At 74.8% G+C, this 21,888-nt stretch carries 18 protein-coding genes; 10 read left to right on the forward strand and 8 right to left on the reverse strand.

The features are described from left to right. Positions 1-170 precede the first annotated feature (170 nt). The 7 genes from AB0J46_RS41600 (at position 171) to AB0J46_RS41630 (ending at position 9,589) form a co-directional block, all read left to right on the forward strand. A complete protein-coding gene (locus tag AB0J46_RS41600) occupies positions 171-1,979 on the forward strand; it encodes a protein kinase (RefSeq protein ID WP_364340404.1) in 1,809 nt (602 codons plus the stop codon). A 132-nt stretch (positions 1,980-2,111) separates the two neighbouring features. Then, positions 2,112-2,474, forward strand: coding sequence for an OB-fold domain-containing protein (locus tag AB0J46_RS41605; RefSeq protein WP_364340406.1), 363 nt, complete (start codon positions 2,112-2,114; stop codon positions 2,472-2,474). After that, positions 2,471-2,794, forward strand: a complete 324-nt coding sequence (locus AB0J46_RS41610; protein ID WP_352319442.1) for a VOC family protein — start codon at positions 2,471-2,473, stop codon at positions 2,792-2,794. The genes AB0J46_RS41605 and AB0J46_RS41610 overlap by 4 nt, the downstream gene beginning before the upstream one ends. A 15-nt stretch (positions 2,795-2,809) precedes the next feature. Continuing rightward, positions 2,810-4,324 (forward strand): class I adenylate-forming enzyme family protein, encoded by a 1,515-nt coding sequence (locus AB0J46_RS41615; RefSeq protein ID WP_364340409.1) that lies wholly within the window; start codon positions 2,810-2,812, stop codon positions 4,322-4,324. Positions 4,325-4,386: 62 nt separating this feature from the next. Continuing rightward, positions 4,387-6,435 carry an acetate--CoA ligase family protein gene (locus AB0J46_RS41620; RefSeq protein WP_364340521.1) on the forward strand — a complete coding sequence of 683 codons (2,049 nt, stop codon included), beginning with the start codon at positions 4,387-4,389 and terminating at the stop codon, positions 6,433-6,435. Further along, positions 6,422-7,171: a glucose 1-dehydrogenase gene (locus AB0J46_RS41625; protein ID WP_364340411.1), complete on the forward strand. Its 750-nt coding sequence runs from the start codon at positions 6,422-6,424 to the stop codon at positions 7,169-7,171. The genes AB0J46_RS41620 and AB0J46_RS41625 overlap by 14 nt, the downstream gene beginning before the upstream one ends. 267 nt (positions 7,172-7,438) lie before the next feature. Then, the gene (locus AB0J46_RS41630; protein WP_364340413.1) at positions 7,439-9,589 is read left to right on the forward strand and encodes a CHAP domain-containing protein; all 2,151 of its coding nucleotides are present in this window, start codon (positions 7,439-7,441) and stop codon (positions 9,587-9,589) included. 53 nt (positions 9,590-9,642) lie between these two features. Here the strand turns inward: AB0J46_RS41630 and AB0J46_RS41635 are convergent, their stop codons facing one another. The 3 genes from AB0J46_RS41635 to AB0J46_RS41645 are packed head-to-tail and all read right to left on the reverse strand — an operon-like array spanning position 9,643 to position 12,546. Continuing rightward, positions 9,643-10,455, reverse strand: coding sequence for a TIGR03619 family F420-dependent LLM class oxidoreductase (locus AB0J46_RS41635; protein WP_364340414.1), 813 nt, complete (start codon positions 10,453-10,455; stop codon positions 9,643-9,645). Next, on the reverse strand, positions 10,452-11,426 hold the full coding sequence (locus AB0J46_RS41640; RefSeq protein WP_364340416.1) for an acyl-CoA dehydrogenase family protein: 975 nt from the start codon (positions 11,424-11,426) through the stop codon (positions 10,452-10,454). Before AB0J46_RS41640 ends, AB0J46_RS41635 begins: the two co-directional genes overlap by 4 nt. 19 nt (positions 11,427-11,445) lie before the next feature. Continuing rightward, positions 11,446-12,546 carry an acyl-CoA dehydrogenase family protein gene (locus AB0J46_RS41645; protein ID WP_364340418.1) on the reverse strand — a complete coding sequence of 367 codons (1,101 nt, stop codon included), beginning with the start codon at positions 12,544-12,546 and terminating at the stop codon, positions 11,446-11,448. Positions 12,547-12,612: 66 nt separating this feature from the next. On the opposite strand from AB0J46_RS41645, the gene AB0J46_RS41650 reads away from it, so the two are divergent. Further along, positions 12,613-13,731: a helix-turn-helix domain-containing protein gene (locus tag AB0J46_RS41650; protein ID WP_364340420.1), complete on the forward strand. Its 1,119-nt coding sequence runs from the start codon at positions 12,613-12,615 to the stop codon at positions 13,729-13,731. Here AB0J46_RS41650 and AB0J46_RS41655 read toward each other — a convergent pair. Beyond that, the gene (locus tag AB0J46_RS41655; protein WP_358298575.1) at positions 13,709-14,674 is read right to left on the reverse strand and encodes an alpha/beta hydrolase; all 966 of its coding nucleotides are present in this window, start codon (positions 14,672-14,674) and stop codon (positions 13,709-13,711) included. The genes AB0J46_RS41650 and AB0J46_RS41655 overlap by 23 nt on opposite strands. A 149-nt stretch (positions 14,675-14,823) precedes the next feature. Next, positions 14,824-15,480, reverse strand: a complete 657-nt coding sequence (locus AB0J46_RS41660; protein WP_364340422.1) for a type 1 glutamine amidotransferase domain-containing protein — start codon at positions 15,478-15,480, stop codon at positions 14,824-14,826. A 73-nt stretch (positions 15,481-15,553) separates the two neighbouring features. Here AB0J46_RS41660 and AB0J46_RS41665 point away from each other — a divergent pair, with 73 nt between their 5' ends. Continuing rightward, positions 15,554-16,447, forward strand: coding sequence for a LysR family transcriptional regulator (locus AB0J46_RS41665; protein ID WP_364340424.1), 894 nt, complete (start codon positions 15,554-15,556; stop codon positions 16,445-16,447). A 45-nt stretch (positions 16,448-16,492) separates the two neighbouring features. Beyond that, complete coding sequence (locus tag AB0J46_RS41670; RefSeq protein ID WP_364340426.1) at positions 16,493-17,221, forward strand: dienelactone hydrolase family protein; 729 nt, start codon at positions 16,493-16,495, stop codon at positions 17,219-17,221. On the opposite strand, the gene AB0J46_RS41675 is transcribed toward AB0J46_RS41670, so the two are convergent. From AB0J46_RS41675 to AB0J46_RS41685, 3 genes are read right to left on the reverse strand one after another with little or no spacing between them, the layout of a single operon-like run. Further along, positions 17,213-17,953, reverse strand: a complete 741-nt coding sequence (locus AB0J46_RS41675; protein ID WP_352319418.1) for an ABC transporter ATP-binding protein — start codon at positions 17,951-17,953, stop codon at positions 17,213-17,215. The two genes, AB0J46_RS41670 and AB0J46_RS41675, sit on opposite strands and share 9 nt — an antisense overlap. Beyond that, positions 17,954-20,638: an ATP-binding cassette domain-containing protein gene (locus tag AB0J46_RS41680; RefSeq protein ID WP_364340428.1), complete on the reverse strand. Its 2,685-nt coding sequence runs from the start codon at positions 20,636-20,638 to the stop codon at positions 17,954-17,956. Continuing rightward, the gene (locus tag AB0J46_RS41685; protein ID WP_364340430.1) at positions 20,635-21,867 is read right to left on the reverse strand and encodes an ABC transporter substrate-binding protein; all 1,233 of its coding nucleotides are present in this window, start codon (positions 21,865-21,867) and stop codon (positions 20,635-20,637) included. Before AB0J46_RS41685 ends, AB0J46_RS41680 begins: the two co-directional genes overlap by 4 nt. Positions 21,868-21,888: the final 21 nt, after the last annotated feature.

The raw sequence follows: 21,888 nt of genomic DNA on the forward strand, positions 1-21,888 counted from the left end.
TCCGTCATTTAGCCGAGCGCTTGCTTGGGTTCGCCACAGCATAACACCGCCCCCACGGCCTCACCGGAGGTCACCTTTCATCACAAAGGGCGAAATTTCTCCAGACGTGACAACCCACACCCCGGGTGAGACCGTCGAATGCACGACGGCATGGCTGATGGGGGTTGGACTTGGTCCCTGGTTACCGTGAAGTTCGCCAGCTCGGCGCGGGCCGCACCGGCCGCGTGTTCCTCGCCACCTACCAGTCCACCGGCGCCTACGTCGCGATCAAGTACCTGAACGCCACTCTGCGCAGGGACCCCGAGTTCATGGACCGCTTCAGGGCCGACACCCATCAGCTCGTCGAGCTCGACGACCCCAACGTGGTCCGCCTCTACGAGTACGTCGAGACCCCGGACCGGGCCGCCGTCGTCATGGAGCTGGTGGACGGCGTCTCGCTGCGCACACTGCTGACCGAGCACGGCCGGACGGCCCCGGAGGCGGCGCTGGTGCTGCTCAAGGGCATCCTCACCGCCCTGGCCGCCGCGCACGAGAAGGGCGTGCCGCACCGGGACGTCAAGCCGGAGAACGTCCTGGTCCAGGCGGACGGCACGAGCAAGCTGGCCGACTTCGGGGTGGTCGTGCACGCCGAGGAGCCGGGGGTGCCGGCGGGGAGCCCGGCGTACATGTCGCCGGAGTTGTGGACGCAGGGACGGGCCGGGCCCCCGGCCGACCTGTACGCGGCGGCCTGCGTGCTGTTCGAGGCGGTCAGGGGGCGACCGCCCTACCGGGCGTACAAGGAGGGCGGGGACGGCGGGGACGGCGAGCAGGACGTCGCGGCCCTGCGCGAGCTGCACCTGGCGGCGCCGGTGCCGCTGGAGGTGGTCCCGGACGCCCTGCGCGACCTGCTCAGGCGCGGGCTGGCGAAGGACCCGGCGGCCCGGTACGCCTCGGCCCGGCAGTTCGCGGCCGAGCTGGAGGAGGATGCCGTCGCAGGATACGGGCCCGACTGGGAGCAGCGCGGCCGCCGCCGGCTCGCAGAGCTGGCCACGCTGCTGGCCCTGCGCTTCCCGCTGGCGGCCAGGACCGAGCAGGACGCCCGCGCCCCGGGCCGGCCGCGCGCCGGGATCCGCGGGCGGGCGGTCCGGCTGCCCGCGCTGCCGCCGCACCTGTGGGTGGCGGGCGCGACGGTGGTCGCCGTGGCGATCGCCCTCGTGATCTCCGGCGGACGGCTGTCGCCGGGGGCGGGCACGATCCTGATGCCGCAGCCGAAGCCGCCGGGCGAGCTGAACCCGGCGCCGGTCGACGCCCACACGCCGACGCCCCGCAGGAGCACGCCCGCCACGGCCCGCGGCAGCGCGTCCCCGCCCGCGCCCACCGGCGGGCCGCACGCCTCGACCGGCCCGCCCGCGCCCACGAGTGCCGCACCGCCGACAGCGCCCCCGACAGCGCCCCCGACGGTGCCGACGCGGGCGCAGAGCGGGACCGCCCTGCCGCCGCCCGCCGTACGGGAGGCGAGCATCGCGCGGTGGAGCGGTTCGGCGGGCGCGATCAGGGTGTCCGCGGACGGCACGGGGCCGGTGCGGCTGCGGATCACGTACACGCGGCGGCTCGGCGACGGGCCGGTCACCACCGTGCGGCGGGAGACCCTCACGTTGCGCGGCAGCACCGCCTACACCAGCGGGGTCCGGCACGATCCCGGGAGCGTGGACTGCGGGGTGCGGGCCTACCTCGGGATCGTCGTCATGACCGAGCCGGCGGCGGTCAACGGGCCGCAGGTCAGCGAGGTCGCGGTGGACGGCCCCGCCTGCACCGCCCCACCGCCGACCCGCTCCGGACCGGCCACCCCGACCGGCACCGCGTCCCCGACCGGCGGGCAGCCCGTGGCACATCCCACGCCGGCGGCGACCGCGCACCCCACGGAGGACGCGTCCCCGGCGGACTCCCACTCGGGGGAGGGCGGGCTGGTGCCCGGCGGTCAGGAGCAGGAAGGCCGGTAGGAGCAGGGCCACGAGGAGGGCGCAGCGCGGGGGGCGGGCGTGGGGGCGGGTGCGGGGGTGGGCGGGGTGGGGGCGGTTTCGTGGGGGTAGGGGCTCTTGTTCGGTAACCAAGCGTGCGCTAGCTTGGCAGCGATGAGCGGCGACACCTCCCCCACCGGCGCCGCAGGGGCGCGCGGCGAGCTGGTGATCCGGCGCTGCGTGTCCTGCGGCCGCCGCGGCTGCCTGCCCGAGCCGTCGTGCCCGTCGTGCGGCGGCGGCGAGCTGGCCGCCGAGCCCGCCAGGGGCACGGGGACGGTCCACACGTTCACCGTCGTGCACCGGTCGTTCGCGCCCGGCTACCGGGGGCGGGAGCCGTACGTGCCGGCGTGGGTGGACCTGGACGAGGGTGTGCGCGCGTTCGGGCACGTCGTGGGGTGCGCGCCGGAGGAGGTCCGCGTCGGGATGCCGGTGCGGGTGACGTTCGTGGACGATCTGCCGCATTGGAGGCCCATGTGAAGCTCGGCAACGTGCTCATCCCCGTAGCCGATCTGGACGAGGCGATCGCCTTCTACGGCCTGCCGGTGAAGTTCAGGGACGGCGACCGGTTCGCCGCGCTGGACGGCGGCGGCGTCACCGTGGCGCTGGCCGGTCCGGCCGAGCACGTCACCGCGTCGGCGGCGCCGTCGTACAAGGTGGACGACGTCGCGGTCACGGTGCGCGAGATGGCGGCGCGCGGGGCCGAGGTGGTGCGCGCGCCCGAGGACGGGCCGCACGAGAGGCGGGCCGTGCTGCGCGACCCCTCAGGAAACACGTTCGTGCTCTACTCGCCCCTCTGACCTGGAGGCACCCCCATGGCGCGATCACCCTACGGCAACTACGGCCACGCGATCCTGACCGCGGGAGCGCTGCGCACGCCCGACCGGGTGGCGCTGACGTACTGCGGCGAGCGGAGCTTCACCTACGACGAGCTGAACCGGGCCGTCAACCGCCGGGCGAACGCGCTGCTGGCGGCCGGGATCACCGCCGGGCAGCGGGTGGCGGCGCTGCTCAACGAGACGCTGCTGGTCGCCGAGGTCTACCTGGCCCAGGCCAAGATCGGCGCGGTCACGGCGGCGCTCAACCCGTACTGGCCGGCCGAGACGCTGCGGGCGGTGGTGGCCGCCTCCGGCTGCACGGCCTTCGTGTACGACTCCACGGTCGCCGACCTGGTCGACGGCATCAAGGACGCCCTCCCACAGGTCACCACCTGGATCGACGCCGGTGAGCTGACCGGCGGCCTGGAGGAGGAACCGCCGCCGGGCGGCTTCCACGACGACCCGCTGGCCCTCTACTACACCTCCGGCACGACCGGCCTGCCGAAGGCCGTCGTGCACACCCACGCCTCCTCCCTGGCGACCGCCCAGATCTGGCTGGACGTGCCGCGCGGCCCCGACTCGGTGTTCGGCACCGGCGCGATCATCTGGGGCATCGGCTTCCCCGCCATCGTCGGTCCCGCCCTGTACGCGGGCATGCGCCTGGTGCTGGAGCAGGACTGGGGGCCGGCGAACTTCCTGCGCGTGGTGCCGCGCGAACGGGTCACCCACGTGTCGCAGATCCCGTCGTTCTACGCGGCGCTGCTGGGGACGTCCGAGCACGAGGGGGTGGACCTGTCGTCGATCCAGGTGATCATGCTGGGCGGCGAGCCGCTCACCGCGACCATGCTCGACCGGATCAAGGCCAGGCTGCCCGGGGCCGGGGTCTACTCCTACTACGGGCAGACCGAGGCGCCGTACACGTGCATGGGCCGCGTGGACGACGGCTCGACACCGCTCGGGTCGTCCGGGCGGGCGCGCACGGGCAACGCCGTACGGATCACCGGCCCGTCCGGCGCCGCGGTGACCGGCGAGGTCGGCGAGATCAACCTGGCCGGGCCGCACCGCATGGCGGGCTACGACGGGACGGACGACCACGGCGTCCTGCGCGGCGAGTGGTACGTGGGCGGCGACCTCGGCACGTTGTCGGCCGACGGCGTGCTGCGCGTCCTCGGCCGCCGCGAGGACTCCATACTCAAGCACGGCCAGTGGACGCAGCCCGCCACGATCGAGGAGGCCGTCTCGGCGCTGGACGGCGTGGCGGAGGCGGGCGCGGTGGGCGTCCCCGAGGGGGCGGACGAGCAGCGGGTGCTGCTGGCGGTCGTGCCGCGCGCCGGGCAGTCGCTGGACGCCGCCAAGCTGTCGCTCGCCCTGGCCGACACGCTGCCCCCGCACCAGCGGCCCGACCACATCGTGGTGACCGGCGAGCTGCCGCACTCGCAGGACGCCTCCGGCGGCCCCGGCAAGCTGCTGCGCCGCCGGATCCGCGAGCAGCACGGGCACCTGCTCGGGTGAGCGCCCAGGACCACGGGAGCCGGAACATCCCCCGCGACCCTCACGACCGCGAAACCCGGGACATCCCCCGCGACCCTCATGAGCACGACACCCGGGACGCCCCCCGCGTCCCCCGCGAGCACGAGGTCAAGGGGCTGGTCGCGGCGGCCGGGGTGCCGGTGCCGCGTGGGGTGGTGGTGCGTGACCTGGACTTCGCGGCGGCCGGGGAGCTGGCCGAGCCTCTGGTGCTGAAGGCGTTCGGCCCGGGGCTGGTGCACAAGTCGGAGGCGGGGGCCGTACGGCTCGGACTGCGGGCGGACGGCCTCGCCGCGGCGGCCGCGGAGATGCGCTCCCGGCTCGACGTGGAGGGGTTCCTGGTCGAGGAGCAGGCGCCCGCCGGGGTGGAGCTGATCGTCGGGCTGGTCGGCGACCCTGGGTTCGGCCCGGTGCTGCTGGCCGGGCTGGGCGGCGTCTGGACGGAGGCGATGCGCGACACGGCGCTGCGCCTCTGCCCGATCTCCGAGCCGGACGCGCGGCTCATGCTGGACGAACTGCGCGGCGCGGCCCTCCTGCGCGGCCACCGCGGCCACCCGCCCGTGGACGTGGACGCCGTGATCAAGCTGCTCATGACGGTCGGCGGCCCCGGCGGACTGTGGGAACGGCTGGAACTGGGCGAGTTCGAGCTGAACCCGGTCATCGCCACCCCTTCCGGCGTGACCGCCGTGGACGCGCGCTACCTGCCCGGCCGGCCGCGCCAGCCCGCCGCCCGCGAGCCCGCGGACTTCCTGCCGCTCTTCGAGCCCCGCGCGGTGGCCGTCGTCGGCGCCTCGGCGAGCAGGCCGAACTTCGGGAACATGTTCCTCGACTTCTACCGGGCGGCCGGGGTGCCGCTGGTGGCCGTGCACCCGTCGGCCGCCGAGGTGGCGGGGGTGCCCGCGGTGTCGTCGCTGGCCGCCGCCGACGTGGACTACGCGCTGGTGGCGGTGCCCGCCGAGCGGTGCGCCGAGGTCGTGCGGCAGGCGTCGGGCATTCCGTACGTGCAGGTGATGAGCGGCGGGTTCGGCGAGGCCGGACGCGCGGACCTGGAACGCGACCTGGCCGCGGCCGCCCGCGCGGCGGGCACCCGGCTGCTCGGCCCCAACTGCATGGGCGTGTACTGCCCGCGCGGCCGGCAGACGTTCGTCGGCGGCGGCGTCGGACCGGCGGGGAGGGTCGCGCTGATCTCGCAGAGCGGCGGCCTCGCGGGCGAGGTGATCAAGGTCGGGGAGCGGCGCGGGCTGGCGTTCAGCCGGGTCGTCACCGTGGGGAACGCGGCCGACGTGACCCCCGCCGAGCTGCTGTCCTGGCTGGCCCGCGACCCCGAGACGCGGGCCGTCGGGCTCTACCTGGAGGACCCGCGCGGCGGCCGGGAGCTGCACGAGGCGCTGCGCGCGACGGGGCTGCCGGTGGCGCTGCTGGTCGGCGGGCGCAGCTCGCAGGGACAGCGGGCGGCGCTCTCGCACACCGGCGGCATGGTGAGCGACCTGCGGGTGTGGGCGGCGGTCGCGGCCCAGACCGGCACGGCGCTGGTCTCCTCCCAGGACGACCTGATCGGCGTGCTGGCCTTCTTCCAGGCCCACGGCTCCCGCGTGACGGACGGCGACCGGGTGCTGGTGATCGGGCCGAGCGGCGGCGCGGGCGTGCTGGCGGCCGACGCGTTCGACCGGGCCGGGGTGCGGCTCGCCCCGCTGCCGGACGGCGTGCTCGACGGGCTCGGCCTGGCCGCCGCGGGCAACCCGCTGGAGGTGCCGGTGGGGCCGCGCGGGCGTCCCGGGCTGGTGCCGGAGGTGATCGGGGCGATCGTCCGGCGGGAGCCGTACGCGGACGTGGTCGCCCACGTGAACGTGCAGAGCTTCTTCACCTACGGCGACGCGGCCGAGCCCCTGTACGCCTACGCGCGGGCCCTGGCCGGTGCGCAGGAGGCGCTGCCGCGGGTCAGGATCACGCTCGTCACCAGGAACGGCGAGTGCGCGCCCGCGGGCGTGGAGGACGAGGTACGGCGGATCGCGGCGGCGGCGGGCGTCCCCGTCTACCGCTCCATGGAGGCGGCCGCGGCGGCCGTCGCGGCAGGAGGTAGTCGTGGGACTGCTTGACGGCAAGGTCGCGCTGATCACGGGCGGGGCCAGGGGCATGGGCGAGTCGCACGTGCGCCTGTTCCTCGAAGAGGGCGCGCGGGTGGTCTTCGGCGACGTGCTGGAGGAGGAGGGCAAGGCGCTGGCCGCCGAGACCGGGGCCGCGTACGTGCGGCACGACGTGCGCAGCCCGGACGAGTGGCGGCGGGCCGTCGGCACGGCCACGGAGCTGCACGGCCGGCTCGACGTCCTGGTGAACAACGCCGGCATCCTGACCTACGGCCGCATCCAGGACATGGCGCCCGAGGACTTCGACCGGGTGATCGACGTGAACCTCAAGGGCACCTGGCTGGGGGTCAAGTCGGTGATCGAGCCCATGAAGGCGGCCGGGCGCGGCGCCATCGTGAACATCTCCTCGATCGAGGGGTTCGTCGGGGCGGAGGGGTTGTCGGCGTACGCGGCCTCGAAGTTCGCGGTGCGCGGGCTGACCAAGTCGGCCGCGCGGGAGCTGGCCCGGTTCAGGATCCGGGTGAACTCGGTGCATCCGGGGGCGATCAACACGGCGATGGCGGTGAACCCGGACCTGATGGCCGAGGTGGACGCGGAGGCGTTCGTTAAGTCCATGGTCATCAAGCGGTTCGCGAAGCCGGTGGAGGTCTCGCACGTGGTGGCGTTCCTGGCCTCGGACCGGGCCAGCTACTGCACGGGGAGCGAGTTCACGGTGGACGGAGGGCTGCTCACCGGGGCCGGTTACTAGGCCCGCTGGGCGCGACACGCGAGCCTTTTCGTGTTAAATCACCCACCCTTGACATCTCCGGCAGCATGGTTGAGCTGCGGTTATGTGCCCGGCGATGTCTTTACCCTCTCTTGGGGCGTGCTTGACCTTGGTCACGAAGCGGTAACCTCGCACCGCACGGAAGACTACAGGTTTCCGGTTTTGCCACACATGTCCCGGGTTACCCCCGTGTACCTGAGTATGTGTGGATAAATCCGGATCTTGACCGGAAGGTTCCCCCATACTTCCATGACGCCCGAGATGCAGAAGTACATCGACCTGCTGGAGAGTCAGCTCGGCTATGCCGAGAAGGCCGGTGCGTACACCAAGTTCGGCGACTGGTACGGCAAGACCGTCGAGTTCGACGCCGACTACTCCGCCGCACCCTGGTGTGACATGTACCTCTCCTGGGCCGCGCACAAGCTCGGCTACCAGGAGTGGATCGGGCAGTTCGCCTGGACCGTACGGCACGCCGAATGGTTCAAGGCGCAGGGAGCCTGGGGGAAGACGCCCAAGCCCGGCGCGATCGTCTTCTACGACTGGAGCGGCACCGGCGAGATCGACAACATCGACCACGTCGGCATCGTCACGCGGGTCGAGGGCGACACGATCTTCACCATCGAGGGCAACATCGACGGCGGCGTCGCCAAGCGCAAGGAGCGCGACACCAGCAAGGTCGTCGGCTACGGCTACCCCGAGCGCATCAAGGCCCGCCTCGACGAGGAGGCGGCCCAGAAGCGGGCCGACGAGCAGGCGGCCACGCCCGCCAGGCCCGGCGACGTGGGAACGCTCCAGCTCCCCGCCGACTCGCTCAGCTCCCTGATCCCGCACGTCGAGCAGGAGCGCGCCGCCGAGGCCCCGCTCGCCGCGCGGCCGAAGGCCAAATCCGACAAGCCCGCCAGGACCACGGCGTCCTCGCCTCCGGCGTCCCCCGCCGGGCCCTCCGCGTCCGCCTCGCCCGCGACGGGGGCGGCGCCCGTGCCGACGACGGCGGCCGGGAAGTCGGGACAGAAGTCCAAGCATGCCAAGGCGACGACCGCCGACACCACGTCCGCCACCGCCGAGCCCCTTCCCACGCTCGTGGACGCCTCCTCGACCGGCTCGATGCCCGCGATCGGCTCCCCGTCGCTGGTCGGGTCCGCGCTGATCGCCGCGCTGGCGCTCGTCGCCCTGGCGAAGACCCGCCAGAGCCGCCTCCGCCCGGCGACCGCCTCGGCGAAGGCCGCCCGCGTACGCGCCGCCGCGACCCTCTCCGCGCGGGAAGGCGTCACTCTGAGCACCGCCGCTCTGAGCGTCACCTCGGCAGAGAGCACCTCCACGGGCGTCACCGCGGGGGTCACCGCGGGGGTCAGCGCGGGCGTCACTGCCGGTATCGCCGTGCCCGTTGCTCTGCCTGTTCCCGTGCCCGTCGCCGTGCCCCTGCCCGGGACGCGTTCCAGGCGTGGCACCCATGCCGCCCCCTCACGTCACCGGCGTCGCCGCCGTCCCGCGGAGACGCGCCACGAGCACACCCGCCCCTCCTCGCTGCGGGCCACCGCCGAGCCCGCCGACCCCTTCGAACTCACCACCACCTCTTCCGGCACGGGCTTCGAACGCGCGGCCGCCTCGCCCGGGACCGGCCGGAGGCACCGCTTCGAGCTCGCCGCAGGCTCTCCCGAGACCGGCCGGGAAGGCGGCTCCGAGACCGGCCGGGAAGGCGGCTTCGAGCCGGCGGCCGTCTCTCCCGAGGCCGGTCAGGGGGGCCGGATCGAGCGTGGCGCGGGCTCTTTCGAGGCGGGTCGGAGCCGTACCTTCGAGTTCGCCGCCCCCGTCCCCGAGCCGGGCCCCGCGGGCGGCGCCGAGGTCGCGGGCGGTGTGGACGCGTTCGAGCCGTTCACTGCCCGAACGGCCCCGCCACGGCGGCTGGACAGCGCCTCGTTCCGGCCCGCCCCAGACACGGCGCCCTTCGAGCCCATGTTCGACACCGGCCCGATGGTGCCGATCTCGCTCCCCCCGGCGACGAGCACGTTCAGCGCCTTCTCCCCCAGCTCCCGACCGGGCGCCGAGGTGGCCGCCCGGACGAGGACGACGCCGCGGGCCGCCCAGGCGTCCGGGATCGGCGCGACGTACCAGGGCCGTCGCCGCCGCAGCGAGCCGCTCCTGGACGCGTACGCCTCCGAGCACCCCTTCTTCATGGACGAGTTCACCGCCGATTCCGTCCCGCGCGGCCGCCGCCACCGTCGCGCCGGAACCGCCGGGGCCGCCGGGACCGCGGTCTCGCAGCACCCGCGAGGCCCGCGCCAGGAGTCCGGCGGCACGAGCACCATCGACGCCTTCGTCCAGGACGCCCCTCTGCGCGGCCGCCGTCACCGCGCCCCCACCCGCGAGAGCACCCCCGACTGGGGACGTCAGCCCGCCTGAGGACGGCCCGCCGGGATGCCGGGGAGGGCGAGGCGAACGGCGGCCCGGCGGGGTCAGGTCACGTCGTACTCGGCGGCGAAGGCGGCCAGGCGGGTGACCGCGTCCCGGCTGCGCGTCCACGGCCGGACGATCAGCCGTTCCACCCCCAGCTCCGCCCAGGCCGCCACCTCCCCGGGGGAGCCCAGCGCGTACGCGTGCGCCGTGACCGGCACCCCAGCCCCCAGCCGCGCCAGCTGCGGCCTGATGGACTCGATCGTGTGCGGCATGCTGATCCACCCGTCGCACAGCCGGGACGCCCGGCGCAGCGCCGCCGCCGACTCCCCGCCGGCCAGCACCGGCAGCCGCCCCTGCACGGGCTTGGGCTCGAAGGCGACCTCCGGGAACCGGTAGAACCGTCCGGAATGGGCGACGACGGGTTCGGTCCAGAGCCGCCGGACGATCTCGATGACCTCGTCCAGGCGGGCGCCGCGGGTCTCGAAGGGCAGCCCGGCCGCCGCCCACTCCCCGCGGTACCAGCCCGCGCCCACGCCGCAGATCGCCCGTCCGCCCGACACCACGTCCAGGGTGGCGAAGGCGCGGGCGGAGACGAACGGGTGGCGCAGCGCCAGCAGGTGCACGGCGGTGCCGAGCCGGACGCGGGTGGTGAGCCCGGCCAGCCAGCACAGGTAGGCCGGGGCGTCGAACAGCGGGGTCGTCGGCTTGATGCCGGGGTCCTCGGTGCCCGGGTAGACGGCCAGCGACAGGTCGGTGGCGAACACCAGGTGCTCGGGCAGCCACACCGACTCGAACCCCAGCTCGTCGGCGGCCACGGCCACGTCCTTCCAGGCGTCCGGGTGCAGCAGGCCCAGCGGCACGCCGTACTTCACGGATACCTCCGCAGGTCGCGGGCGCCCAGGCAGGCGCGGACGTGTTCGCGGTGGGCGGCGGCGGTGCCGTGCGCGGCCGACAGGGACCAGGCCCGCGCGAGCCAGAACCGCAGGTCCAGCTCCTCGGTGTAGCCGATCGCGCCGTGGGTCTGCAGGGCGACCCGGGCGGCCAGCGTCGCCGCCTCGCCCGCCGCGGCCTTGGCGGCGCTCGCGTCCCGCCCGGCCGTGGGCGCGTCCCGGTCGACGGACAGCGCCGCGCGGTGCACCAGCGGCGCGGCGAACTCGACGGCGACCGCGACGTCGGCGAGCCGGTGCCGGACGGCCTGGAAGGACCCGATCGCCGCGCCGAACTGCCGCCTGACCCCCGCGTACGACACCGAGACCGCGAGCAGCTCCCGCGCGACCCCGACCAGCTGGGCGGCGGTCGCCACCGCGACGGCCCGCGCCGCGAGCGCCACCCGGTCCGCGCCGGGATCAGCATGTCCGGACGCTTCGAAGGCGACGTCGAACAACGGCCGGCACGGATCCACGCCCGGCACGGCGGTGAGCCGCGCCTCGTGCCCCGGCAGCACCCGCACCCCCTCCCCCGTACGCGCCACGACCAGCACGTCGGCGAGATCGGCGTCGGCCATGTACGCCTCCCCCGGCAGCAGCACCCCCACGCACACCCCGCCCGTGGCCAGCTTGGACAGCGTGGGCGTCAGGAACGCCGCCGCCACCGCCGTCTCGACCACCGGCCCCGGCAGGCAGGCCCGCCCGGTCTCCTCGACGGCGGGCAGCACGTCGGTCAGCCCGAGCCCGAGCCCGTCGAGCTCCGGCGGCAGCAGCAGCCCGAAGAACCCCAGCTCGGCCAGCCGGTCCCAGGCGGGACGGCGTTCGGTCCGCAGCGCGCCGGGCGGGCAGTGCGCCCGCAGCACGTCGCGGACGGTCGCCCCCAGGGCGAGTTGCTCGTCGGTGAAGGCGAAGTGCATGAGGGCGACTCCAGAGGGGTCATCGGGGCAGGCCCAGGACACGCTCGGCGATGATGTTGCGCTGGATCTCGTTGGTGCCCGCGTAGATCGGCCCGGCCAGCGAGAACAGGAAGCCGTCCAGCCAGGCCGTCCCGCCGGCGCGGTCGCCGAGCAGTTCCATGGCCAGCTCGTGCATGCGCAGGTCCAGCTCCGACCAGAAGACCTTGCCCATGCTGGCCGCCGCCCCGATCTCGGCCCCGGCCATGATCCGGCGGGCCGTGGCGAAGGTGTGCAGCCGGTACGCCTCGGCCGCCGTCCAGCAGCGCGCGGCCCGGTCGGCGAGGGCGGGATCAGCGTCCAGGGCCAGGTCGAGGAGGCGGTCGGCGGTGGCGAGGAAGCGGCCGGGGCTGCGCAGGGTCAGGCCGCGTTCGGAGGAGGTGGTGGACATCGCGATCCGCCAGCCGTCGCCGGGCTCGCCGAGCACCATGGAGTCGGGCGCGAAGACCCCGTCGAAGTGCAGCTCGGCGAACCCGGGCAGGCCGTCGAGCTGCGCGATCGGCCGGACGGCGACGTCGTCCAGGGGGAACAGGAAGTACGTCAGGCCCTTGTGCCGCGCGCCGGAGGTGCGGAAGAGGCCGAAGCCGTGGGAGGCGTGGGCGGCCCGGGAGCTCCAGGTCTTGTGCCCGTACAGGAGCCAGCCGCCGTCGGCGCGTTCGGCGCGGGCGGTGAGCGCGGCGAGGTCGCTGCCGGCCTCGGGCTCGGACCAGGCCTGCGCCCACACGTCCTCGGCCGTCGCCATCCGGGGCAGCCAGCGTCGCCGCTGCTCGGGGGTGCCGAAGCGCATGAGGCTGGGGGCCAGGAGGAAGATGCCGTTCTGGCTGACCCGCGCGGGGGCGCCGGCGGCCCAGTACTCCTCCTCGAAGATCAGCCACTCGATCAGGGACGCGGCCCGGCCGCCGTACTCGCGCGGCCAGGACACGACCGACAGCCGCTCGCCGGCCAGCAGCGCCTCCCAGGCACGGTGGGCCCGGAAGCCTTCGCCGGTGTCCATCGGCGGAAGCTGCTCGGGCACGTGGGCGGCCAGCCAGTCGCGAACCTCGGCGCGGAAGTCCAGCTCGGCCGGGGAGAAGTCGAGATCCACGAAACCAAACTAGCGCACGCTTGGTCTACTGGCCAGGCCGCCGTCCGTCGGCCTAGTCTGGACGTCGTGCAGGGTCTTCTGCTCCGGCTTTCCACGCTCGACACCGACGCCGAGAGCGCGGTGCGGGTCATCGCCTACTTCGACTCGCTGGTGCGCGACCACGTCACCGTGCCCGTGCTGCTCGCGGCGACCGCGCGGCTGGCGCGATGTCCGGTCGGCCTGCACGACACCACCACCGACCGGCGCCTCCGTACGGGCCCGGACGGCCGGGCTGCCGAGACGCGGACACCGAACACCGGGAAGGTGGCCGCGGAGGGGTCCGAGGAGGGAACGCGGGCGAGGGAGCTGAGCGGCGGTCTGGGCAGCGTGTGGATGGAACGCGAGGGCGCCCCGCACGGTCTCGACGACATCGTGCTCGAACGGTTCGCCGCCGCCGCCGAGCTGACCCTGGAACGCGCCGCCGCGCAGGCCCGCGAGGGCCGCGACCCGGCGCTGGTCGAGCTGGTGCTGTCGGCCGAGACCGGCGAGGCGGAACGCGCGCGGGCACTCCGCCTGCTCGGTTTCGCACCCTCCACCCCGCTCCAGGCCCTGGCGTTCGCCCTCCCCGGCGACCCGCTTGCGGCCGGGTTGCGGGCGATGGGGCACCGCGTGCGTACGGCCAGGATCGGCGACACCCAGGCCGCGCTGGTGGCCACCACCGTCGAGGGCGAGCTGCCCGAGGGCGCCCGCGTGGGCATAGGCCCCGAGCTGCCCGGGTCGCACGCCGCCGAGTCGTGGGCCAAGGCCCGCACGGCGCTGCGCTTCACCGGCCCGCACGACCGGGTGGTGCGCTGGACCGATCTCGGCGCGCTCGCGCTGTTCGCCGACCTGCCCGGCCCGGCCGTCGCGGAGCTGGCCGACGTGCGGGCGATGGCACGGCTGAGCGAGGACCACCTGCTCGCGGTGCGCGCGCTGTGCTCGGCCGGATCGGTCCGCGCCGCCGCCACCGGGGTGCACCTGCACCACAGCTCGATGGCGGCCCGCATCGCGCGGGCGGAGTCGGTGCTGGGCTTCTCCCTCGCCGACCCGGCCGGACGCCTGCGCGCCCACCTCGCCCTGGCCCTGCTGCGCCTCCTCGCGAACGCCACCACGGCCGACGCCGCCACCGCGAACGCCACCACCGCTACAGGCGGTACGCCCGCCTGAGCGCGGCCAGCCGGGTCTCCCGCGCCCGCCTGCTCAGCGGCGTGTCGGGCACCATGACGTCGAACCCGTGGAACGCCCCCGGGTAGAGGTGGAACTCGGTGGACACCCCGGCCCGCGCGAGCCGCTGGGCGTAGTCGATGTCCTCGTCCCTGAACACCTCCAGCTCGCCCACGTCGACGAACGCTGGCGGCAGCCCCGACAGGTCCTCGGCCCGCGCCGGCGCCGCGTACGGCGGGACGTCCGGGCCGCCCGCCCGGTCGCCGAGCAGGGCGGACCAGCCGTACAGGTTCGCGGCCCGGTCCCAGACCACGGCCTCGGTGAACTCCAGGCTCGAGGGGGTGGTGTTGCGGTCGTCGAGCATCGGGCAGATCAGCAGCTGGAGGACGACCTCGGGCCCGCCCCGGTCGCGGGCGAGCAGCACGGTCCCGGCGGCCAGCCCCCCACCCGCGCTGGCCCCGCCGACGGCCAGCCGGGCGGGGTCGATGCCCAGCTCCTCGGCGTTCTTGGCGGTCCACACCAGCCCCGCGTAGCAGTCCTCGACCGGCGCGGGGTGCGGGTGCTCGGGCGCGAGACGGTAGTCCACGGAGACCACGACGACGCCGAGCCGCTCGACGTACTCGATCATCGAGGCCTCGTCCACCTCGGGCATGCCGACGATCATGCCGCCGCCGTGGATCCAGTAGAGGCCGGGCCGGCCGGCGCCGTCCTGGGCGGGGCGGTAGACGCGGACCCGGATGTCCGGTTCGCCGTCGGGGCCGGGGACGCGGCGGTCCTCGATCCGCACCTCGGTCTCGGCGGGCGGCATCGCGGCCAGCATCGCGTGGATCTGGGCCCGGTGCCCGGCCAGCTCCTCCGCGTCGAGCGCCGTCACGTCGAACGCCGGGAAGGGCGCGTTCTCCAGGGCGGCACGCAGGTCCGGATCGAGGTTGGGGTGGAACGCCATGAGGACTTCCTTCCACGGAGGGGGCTTGCCGTACCCCTCGATGGTCGGATTTCGCGCGACGGCGCGGCAACCGCCATCCGGCTGCCGTTGCGCGCGCGACACCCGCCGTCCGGCGACCTCGGCCGGGGTCGGCCGAGGGGCAGCCGGGGTCAGCTCAGCAGGGCGACGACCTGTTCGGCCAGGGGCGCGGCGCTGGCCGGGTTCTGGCCGGTGACCAGCCGGCCGTCCACGACGACCTGCGGCTGCCAGTCGGGGGCGGGCTCGTGCCGGGCGCCGCGCTCGGTCAGCGCGTCGGCCAGCAGGAACGGCACCACCCCCGCCACGCCCCGCGCGGTCTCCTCGCTGTTGGTGAAGGCGGCCACCCGCCGCCCGTCCACCAGGTGGGAGCCGTCGGACAAGGTGAGGCCGACCAGCGCGGTCGGGCCGTGGCAGACCGCCGCGACCACGCCGCCGCGCTCGTAGATCTCGCGGCCGACCCGGGCCACGTCGGGGTCGGCGGGGAAGTCCCACATCGTGCCGTGGCCGCCGGCGTACAGGACGGCGTCGTAGGCCGAGGCGTCCACGCCGGAGAGGGGGGCGGTGTCCTCGTCCAGGCCGGTGGCGAGGAAGGCGGCCTGCGCCGGGTCGTCCGGGTCGTGGCCGTCGCGGGGCGGGCGGCCGCCGGCGATGCTGGCGACGTCCACCTCGAAGCCGGCCTTGGTGAAGATCTGCCAGGGATGGGCCGCCTCGGGGACGTAGTATCCGGTACGCTCCACGCCGCCGAGGTCGTCGTGGCTGGTCAACACGATCAGGATGCGCTTGCTCATGCCTTCGAGCATGGCCGGGAAAGCCCATCAGCCACAAATAGCGAAATATCGGTCGTGGCATCAGAATAGTGATGTGTCGTCTCTCTCGCTGGACCTGCTGCGGACCTTCCTCGCCGTCCACAGGACCGGCTCCATCACCGCCGCCGCGCAGACGCTCGGCCTCTCGCAACCCGCGGTGACCGCCCAGGTCAAGACGCTGGAGGCGACGCTCGACCGGCCGCTGTTCGACCGGCTGCCGCGCGGCGTCGCGCCCACCCCCGCCGCCGACGAGCTGGCCCGCCGGGTGGCCCCCGCCCTCGACGCGCTGGAGGAGGTGGCCGGCTCGGAGCTGCCCTCGGACGAGGCCGTGCACCTGGGCGGCCCGGCCGAGTTCCTGTGCGAGGAGGTCATGCCGATGCTCGCCCCGCTCGTCCGCGACGGGCTGCGCCTGCGCACCACCCTCGGCCTGGCCGACGACCTGCTGGCCGACCTCGCGGCCGGACGGCTCGACCTGGTGCTGTCCACGATCCGGCCCCGGGTGCGCGGCATCCAGGCGGACCCGGTCTACGACGAGGAGTTCGTCCTGGTGGCGGCGCCTTCCGTGGCCCGCCTGCTGCCGCCCGGCCGGGTCGGGCCCAAGGAGCTGGCCGCGGTGCCCGTGGTGGCCTACGCCGAGGACCTGCCCATCGTGCGCCGCTACTGGCGGGCCGTCTTCGGGCGGCGGCCGTCGATGGCCGCGCAGGTCGTCATCCCGGACCTGCGCGGCGTGCTGAGCGCGGTGCGGGCCGGCATGGGCGTCTCCGTCCTGCCCGCGTACCTGTGCCGGCGCGACCTGGCCGAGGGCACGCTGGTCGTGCTGGCCGAGCCGGCGGAACCGCCGATCAACACCGGCTACCTGGCCGTACGGTCGGGGGCGCCGGCCAGGCCGGCCGTGGGGCGGGTGCGGGCCCACCTGCTGGCGGCGTTCCGGGCGGCGCCGCCGTACTGAGGGCGAAGGTGGATGACGGGCGATCACCTTGGGCATGCTGGGCACATGTGTCATTCCACCGACAGCCGGCCGCCCGCCCCGCCGATCCGGGGCGAGGTGGCGGCGCACGAGCAGATCACCCTGACCTCCGCCGACGGCACCCGCTTCATGGCCTACCGGGCCGACCCGGCCGAGCCGAACGGCCGCGGCGTGGTGATCATGCCGGACGTGCGCGGCCTGCACCCGTTCTACCGCGACCTCGCGGTGCGCTTCGCCGAGGCCGGGTTCCGCACGATCGCGATCGACTACTTCGGCCGCACCGCCGGGACCGACGACCGGGGCGACGACTTCGACTACATGCCCCACGTCGACCAGCTCAAGCTCGACCAGGTGCAGGCCGACGCGGCGGCGGCGACCGCCGAGCTGGCCGCCGGCGGCCCGGTGTTCACGGTCGGCTTCTGCATGGGCGGCGCCCTGTCGTGGCGTCAGGGCGCGGAGGGCAACGGCCTGGCCGGGAGCATCGGCTTCTACGGCGCGCTGCGCTTCATCGACGAGCCGACGACCGGCCCCGGCGCGCCGCTGCTGCTGCTCAGGGGCGGCGCCGACAAGGTGTCGAGCCCGGCGGAGTTCGACGCCTACACCGCGGCGCTGGACCGGGTGGGCACCGAGCACGAGACCCACGTCTACGAGGGCGCGCCCCACTCCTTCTTCGACCGCTCGTTCAAGGAGTGGGAGGGCATCTGCCAGGACGCCTGGCGCCGCATCCTGTCCTTCACCGAACGGCACTCAGCCTAGGTACGCGGCCCGCACCACCGGATCGTCCCTGACCCGCGCCGGCGTCCCGGACGCGATGACCCTGCCCAGGTCCAGGACGACGATCCGGTCGCAGATCTCCATGACGAAGCCCATGTCGTGCTCGACCAGCAGCACGGTCGTGTCCAGGGCCCTGACGACCTCGCCTAGCCGGGCGGTCTGGGCGGCGTCCAGGCCGGAGGTGGGCTCGTCCAGCAGCAGGAGCCGCGGACGGTCCGCGAGGGCGCGGGCCAGCTCGACCATCCGGCGCTGCCCGACCGGCAGCGCGGCGGCGTACGCGTCGCGCAGCGGGGTGAGCCCGCACAGGTCGAGCACCTCGGCCACGCGCGCGCCGCGCTCGCGCTCGATCCGCCGCCGGCCCGGCCACCCGGCCAGGTCGGCGGCCAGTCCGCCGCCACCGCCGTGCCAGTCGAGCGCGGCCAGCACGTTCTGGGCCACGGTGAGCCGGCCGAACACCTGCGTGCGCTGGAACGTCCTGCGCACGCCGGCCCTGGCCCGCCGGAGCGCGGACACGCCGGTCAGGTCGCGCCCGTCCAGCGTGACCCGGCCCGCGACCGGCCTGCGCAGCCCGGACACCACGTCGAACAGCGTGGTCTTGCCCGCGCCGTTCGGCCCGATCACGCCGCAGACCTGGCCGGGCCCGGCCTCGAACGACACGCCGTCCAGCGCCCTGACGCCGCCGAAGGCCACGGACACGCCCTGCACCGCCAGCATTCACCTCACCCCCAGGTAGGCGGCGGTCAGCCGGTCGCCGTCCACCTCCGAGCGGAGGCCCGTCCAGGTGACGGCGCCCAGCCGCATGAACGCGACCCGGTCGGCGACGGCCAGCGCCTCGGTCGCCTTCTCCTCGACCAGCAGCAGCGCCACGCCCCGGTCGCGCAGCTCGGCGAAGACGTCGAACACCTGCCGCACCACGAGCGGGGCCAGGCCGAGCGAGGGCTCGTCGGCGATCAGCACCCGCGGCGGGCGTACCAGGGCCGGGGCCAGCGTGAGGAGCTGCTGCTCGCCGCCCGACAGCGCGCCCGCGGCCACCGTACGGCGGGCCGCGAGCTGCGGCAGGCGCCGGTAGACCGGCCCTGGATCGTCCAGCCAGGTGCGCAGGTTCTCCTCCACAGTGAGCCCGGGGAAGACGCCCCGCCCCTCGGGGGCCAGCAGGACGCCGGCGCGCGCCCGCCGGTGCGCCGGCCAGGCGGTGACGTCCACGCCGTCGAGCAGGATCCGGCCGCCGGTCACCGGCAGGTCCCCGGCGGCGACGGCGCACGCGGTGGACTTGCCCGCGCCGTTCGCGCCGAGCAGCGCCACCACCTCGCCGGGCCGCACCTCCAGCCGCACCCCGCGCAGCACGGTGCAGTCGGCATAGCCCGCCACGACGTCCTCCAGCACGAACAGCGGCCCGCCCGGCCCGCCGCCCCCGGCCGCGACCCGCCGGGGCACGGCCCCGGCGACCACCTCGGCCGGAGGCGCGGGAGGCGCGCCGGAAGAAGCGGCGGAAGGAGCGGAAGAAGCTGTGGGAAGGCGGCGGGCGCGGCGGCGATGGCGGGCCTCGGCGAGCTGGGTGAGCATGCCGTCCGGATGCCGGGCCAGGATCATGCCGCCCGCGCCGAACAGGATCGACCCGACGTGCGCGGACACGTCCCAGGTCGCCAGCAGTTCGGGCACGGCCACCGCGACCAGCCCGCCGAGCACCGCCCCGCCGATCCTGCGCACGCCCTGCAGCACCACCACGGCCAGCCAGACGAACCCGGCGAACGCCGGCAGGTCGGTGGCCGTGACCGACCCCTTGGAGATCGCGAACAGCACCCCGCCGAGCCCTGCGATCGCCGACGCCAGCACGAACAGCACGATCTTGGCCCGCGGCGCGGACAGCCCGGAGGTGACGGCCGCCGCGGGCGCCGACCGCACGGCGAGGACGGCCCGCCCCGACGCCGACCGCTCCAGGTTGCGCACCAGCAGCGCCACCAGCCCGATCAGCGCCAGCAGCACGGCCACCCGCACCCGTGGGTCGGAGGTGTCGGCGAAGCCGAGCCCGAGCGCCGGCAGCGCCCATCCGATGGTCCCGTTGCTGAAGGCGTCCACCTGGAACAGCACCTGGTCGGCCAGCAATGCCAGGGCCAGTGTGGCCAGCGTCAGCACCCGGCCGCCCAGCCGCAGCGCGGGCAGCGCCACGACCAGCCCGACGGCCCCCGCGGCGGCCACCCCGAGCAGGATCGCCACGACGAACGGCAGCCCGGAGGCGAACGCCCACCCGCAGGTCAGCGCCGCCATGGCGGCGAAGGCGGCCTGCGCCAGGTTCACCATGCCGCCGATCCCGGTCACCACCACGAACGAGCAGAAGATCAGCGCCAGCACCAGCCCCTGGGCCGCGACGCCCACGTAGTACTCCGGCCCGAGCAGGGCGAAGACCGCCAGCGCGGCCAGGCCCGCCGCCCACGGCAGCCGCCTGCGCCAGGCCGGCACCCCGGCCAGGTGGTCGGGCGGCGGGACGTCCTCGGCGGCGCTGCCCGCCACCCGCTCCCGCGACCGGTTCAGCAGCAGCAGCCCGGCGAACAGCAGGATCACCGGCACGGCCGTGCGCAGCCCGGTGACCTCCTCCAGGAAGTCGGTGTACCCGGCGACCAGGTTCTGCACGACGCCGAGCGCGAGCCCGGCGGCGAACGTCCAGGGGATCGAGCGCAGCCGCCCGAACACCGCCGCCGTCGCCGAGGCGAACAGCAGCACCGTGTACGCCGTCGCGTCCAGCCCGAGCACCGGCGCCGCCAGCACCCCGGCCAGCCCGGCGAGCCCCGATCCGAGCATCCAGGCCAGCGCCGAGGTGGCGTCGGCGTCGATGCCCCGGAGCGTGGCCAGGCGGCGGCGGTCCACGGAGGCGCGCATGCGCAGCCCGTACGGCGTGTGCCGCAGGAACGCCCACAACCCCGCCGCCGCGACGGCCGAGAAGGCGAAGGTGATGAGCTGGTCGGTGTCCAGCCGCACGCCGAGCGGGTCGAACGACACGGCCGGATGGGGGCCGACGCCGCGCGGCAGCGAGGTGGCGTCCGTGGCGGGCAGCCCGGCCAGCTCCACGGCCAGCAGGCCGAGCGCGGGCAGCGCGATCGTGAGCCCGATGGTGGCGACGATCTGCGCGGTCTCCCCCGCCTGGGCGAGCCCGCGGAACATGGCCCGGTGCAGCAGGTAGCCGAGCGCGGGCGCGAACAGCCCGGCCGCCACCACCGCCGACAGCCAGGCGGGCAGCCCGGCGGCGGCGGTGAGCTCGTAGAACACCAGGGCGGCCAGGAAGCCGACGGCGCCGTGGGCGAAGTTGAACACCCCGGTCGCCGCGTAGGACAGGGTCAGGCCGGAGCCCATGATCGCGAAGACGGCCCCGGTGACCAGGCCGCTGAGCACGTACTGGAGGATCATTTCAGCGGCACGTTGTCGAAGCAGGCCATCCTCCTGGCCACCTGGAAGGCCCCGCCCTCCAGCTTGACCAGGGCGCCGCAGCCGTTCGGCTCGCTGTGGTCGCGCGGGTAGCGGATGCGGCCGAACCCGGGGTTCTCGTAGAGGTAGTCGCCGTTGGCGGTGGCCAGGAACTTCTCCCTGGTCAGGTCTTTGCCGGTGCGCTTGAGCACGTCGAGGAAGATGTCGGCGGCCCAGTAGCCGATCGCCAGGTGCTGGGTGAGCGCGGTGCCGGGGGCGACCTGCTCGACGTCCTTCTTGAGCTGGGCGATCTCGGGCGCCGGCGACTCGAACGGCTCGAACATGGGCGCGGCGATCACGCCGTCGAGCGCCTGCGCGCCGGCCGGGTCCCTGAGGATGGCCAGGTCGTAGCTGGTGGCGTCGGTGAGCACGCCCTTGTACCCGGCCCGTTTGAGCGCCGCGTAGAGCCCGACGTTGAACTTGGTGCCGGCGATCACCGAGACGACGACGTCGGGAGCCTTGCCGCCGTCCGAGGTCATGATCTTGTTGACGTACGGGAGCCAGTCGGGGGGCGGGGCGGCGGCCGGCAGGCCGGAGTTCACGCCGGCCAGCTCGAACCCGGCCGCGGTGAACGACTGGGAGATGGTCGTGCCGCCGTACTTGCTGCCGCTGGAGTCGCTGGTCTGCACGTAGACGCTCTTGCCGGCGGCGCCGCCGAGCAGGTCGGCCATCTGCCTGCCCCACCACGTCTGGGAGCCGGCGCCCTGCTTGGGTGCCAGGCAGCCGTTGTAGCCGAACCCGGTCCTGGTGCCGCACCACTGCGGCCCGGTGGCCCAGCCGAACCAGGGGACGCCCTGCTGTTCGAGGAAGGCCGCGCCGCCGAAGTTCGGGGCGTGCACCGGGACCAGGGCGAACACCTGGTCCTTCTGGACGAGTTTCTTGGCCGCCGCGTCGCCCTTGGCGGCGTCCTGGGCGTCGTCCTCGGCTCCGATGAAGTCGATCTTCCGGCCGTGCACGCCGCCCTCGGCGTTGGCGCGGGCGAACCTGGCCTTCGCCCCGATCTCGGCGTCCCTGGTCGAGTAGCCGCTCGCGCTGGTCTTGGTCAGCACGCCGCCGATCTTGATCGTGGTGTCCGTCACTCCCGCGCCCGACTGGGCCGCGCCGGTCTGCTGAGCCGCGCAGCCGGCGACGAGCAGCGTCAGGGTGAGCGCCGCCGCGCCCCGCCGTACCATGTTGTTCTCCTCGCGACTCGG

It is taken from the genome of Nonomuraea sp. NPDC049758 (assembly GCF_040674635.1).
GTDB lineage: Bacteria > Actinomycetota > Actinomycetes > Streptosporangiales > Streptosporangiaceae > Nonomuraea.

Coding starts and splice junctions, on each gene's coding strand:
- AB0J46_RS41675 (WP_352319418.1), bottom strand. CDS start 17,953: ATGCTGGCGGTGCAGGGCGTGTCCGTGGCCTTCGGCGGCGTCAGGGCG.
- AB0J46_RS41605 (WP_364340406.1), top strand. CDS start 2,112: ATGAGCGGCGACACCTCCCCCACCGGCGCCGCAGGGGCGCGCGGCGAG.
- AB0J46_RS41660 (WP_364340422.1), bottom strand. CDS start 15,480: ATGAGCAAGCGCATCCTGATCGTGTTGACCAGCCACGACGACCTCGGC.
- AB0J46_RS41615 (WP_364340409.1), top strand. CDS start 2,810: ATGGCGCGATCACCCTACGGCAACTACGGCCACGCGATCCTGACCGCG.
- AB0J46_RS41680 (WP_364340428.1), bottom strand. CDS start 20,638: ATGATCCTCCAGTACGTGCTCAGCGGCCTGGTCACCGGGGCCGTCTTC.
- AB0J46_RS41630 (WP_364340413.1), top strand. CDS start 7,439: ATGACGCCCGAGATGCAGAAGTACATCGACCTGCTGGAGAGTCAGCTC.
- AB0J46_RS41640 (WP_364340416.1), bottom strand. CDS start 11,426: ATGCACTTCGCCTTCACCGACGAGCAACTCGCCCTGGGGGCGACCGTC.
- AB0J46_RS41655 (WP_358298575.1), bottom strand. CDS start 14,674: ATGGCGTTCCACCCCAACCTCGATCCGGACCTGCGTGCCGCCCTGGAG.
- AB0J46_RS41685 (WP_364340430.1), bottom strand. CDS start 21,867: ATGGTACGGCGGGGCGCGGCGGCGCTCACCCTGACGCTGCTCGTCGCC.
- AB0J46_RS41670 (WP_364340426.1), top strand. CDS start 16,493: ATGTGTCATTCCACCGACAGCCGGCCGCCCGCCCCGCCGATCCGGGGC.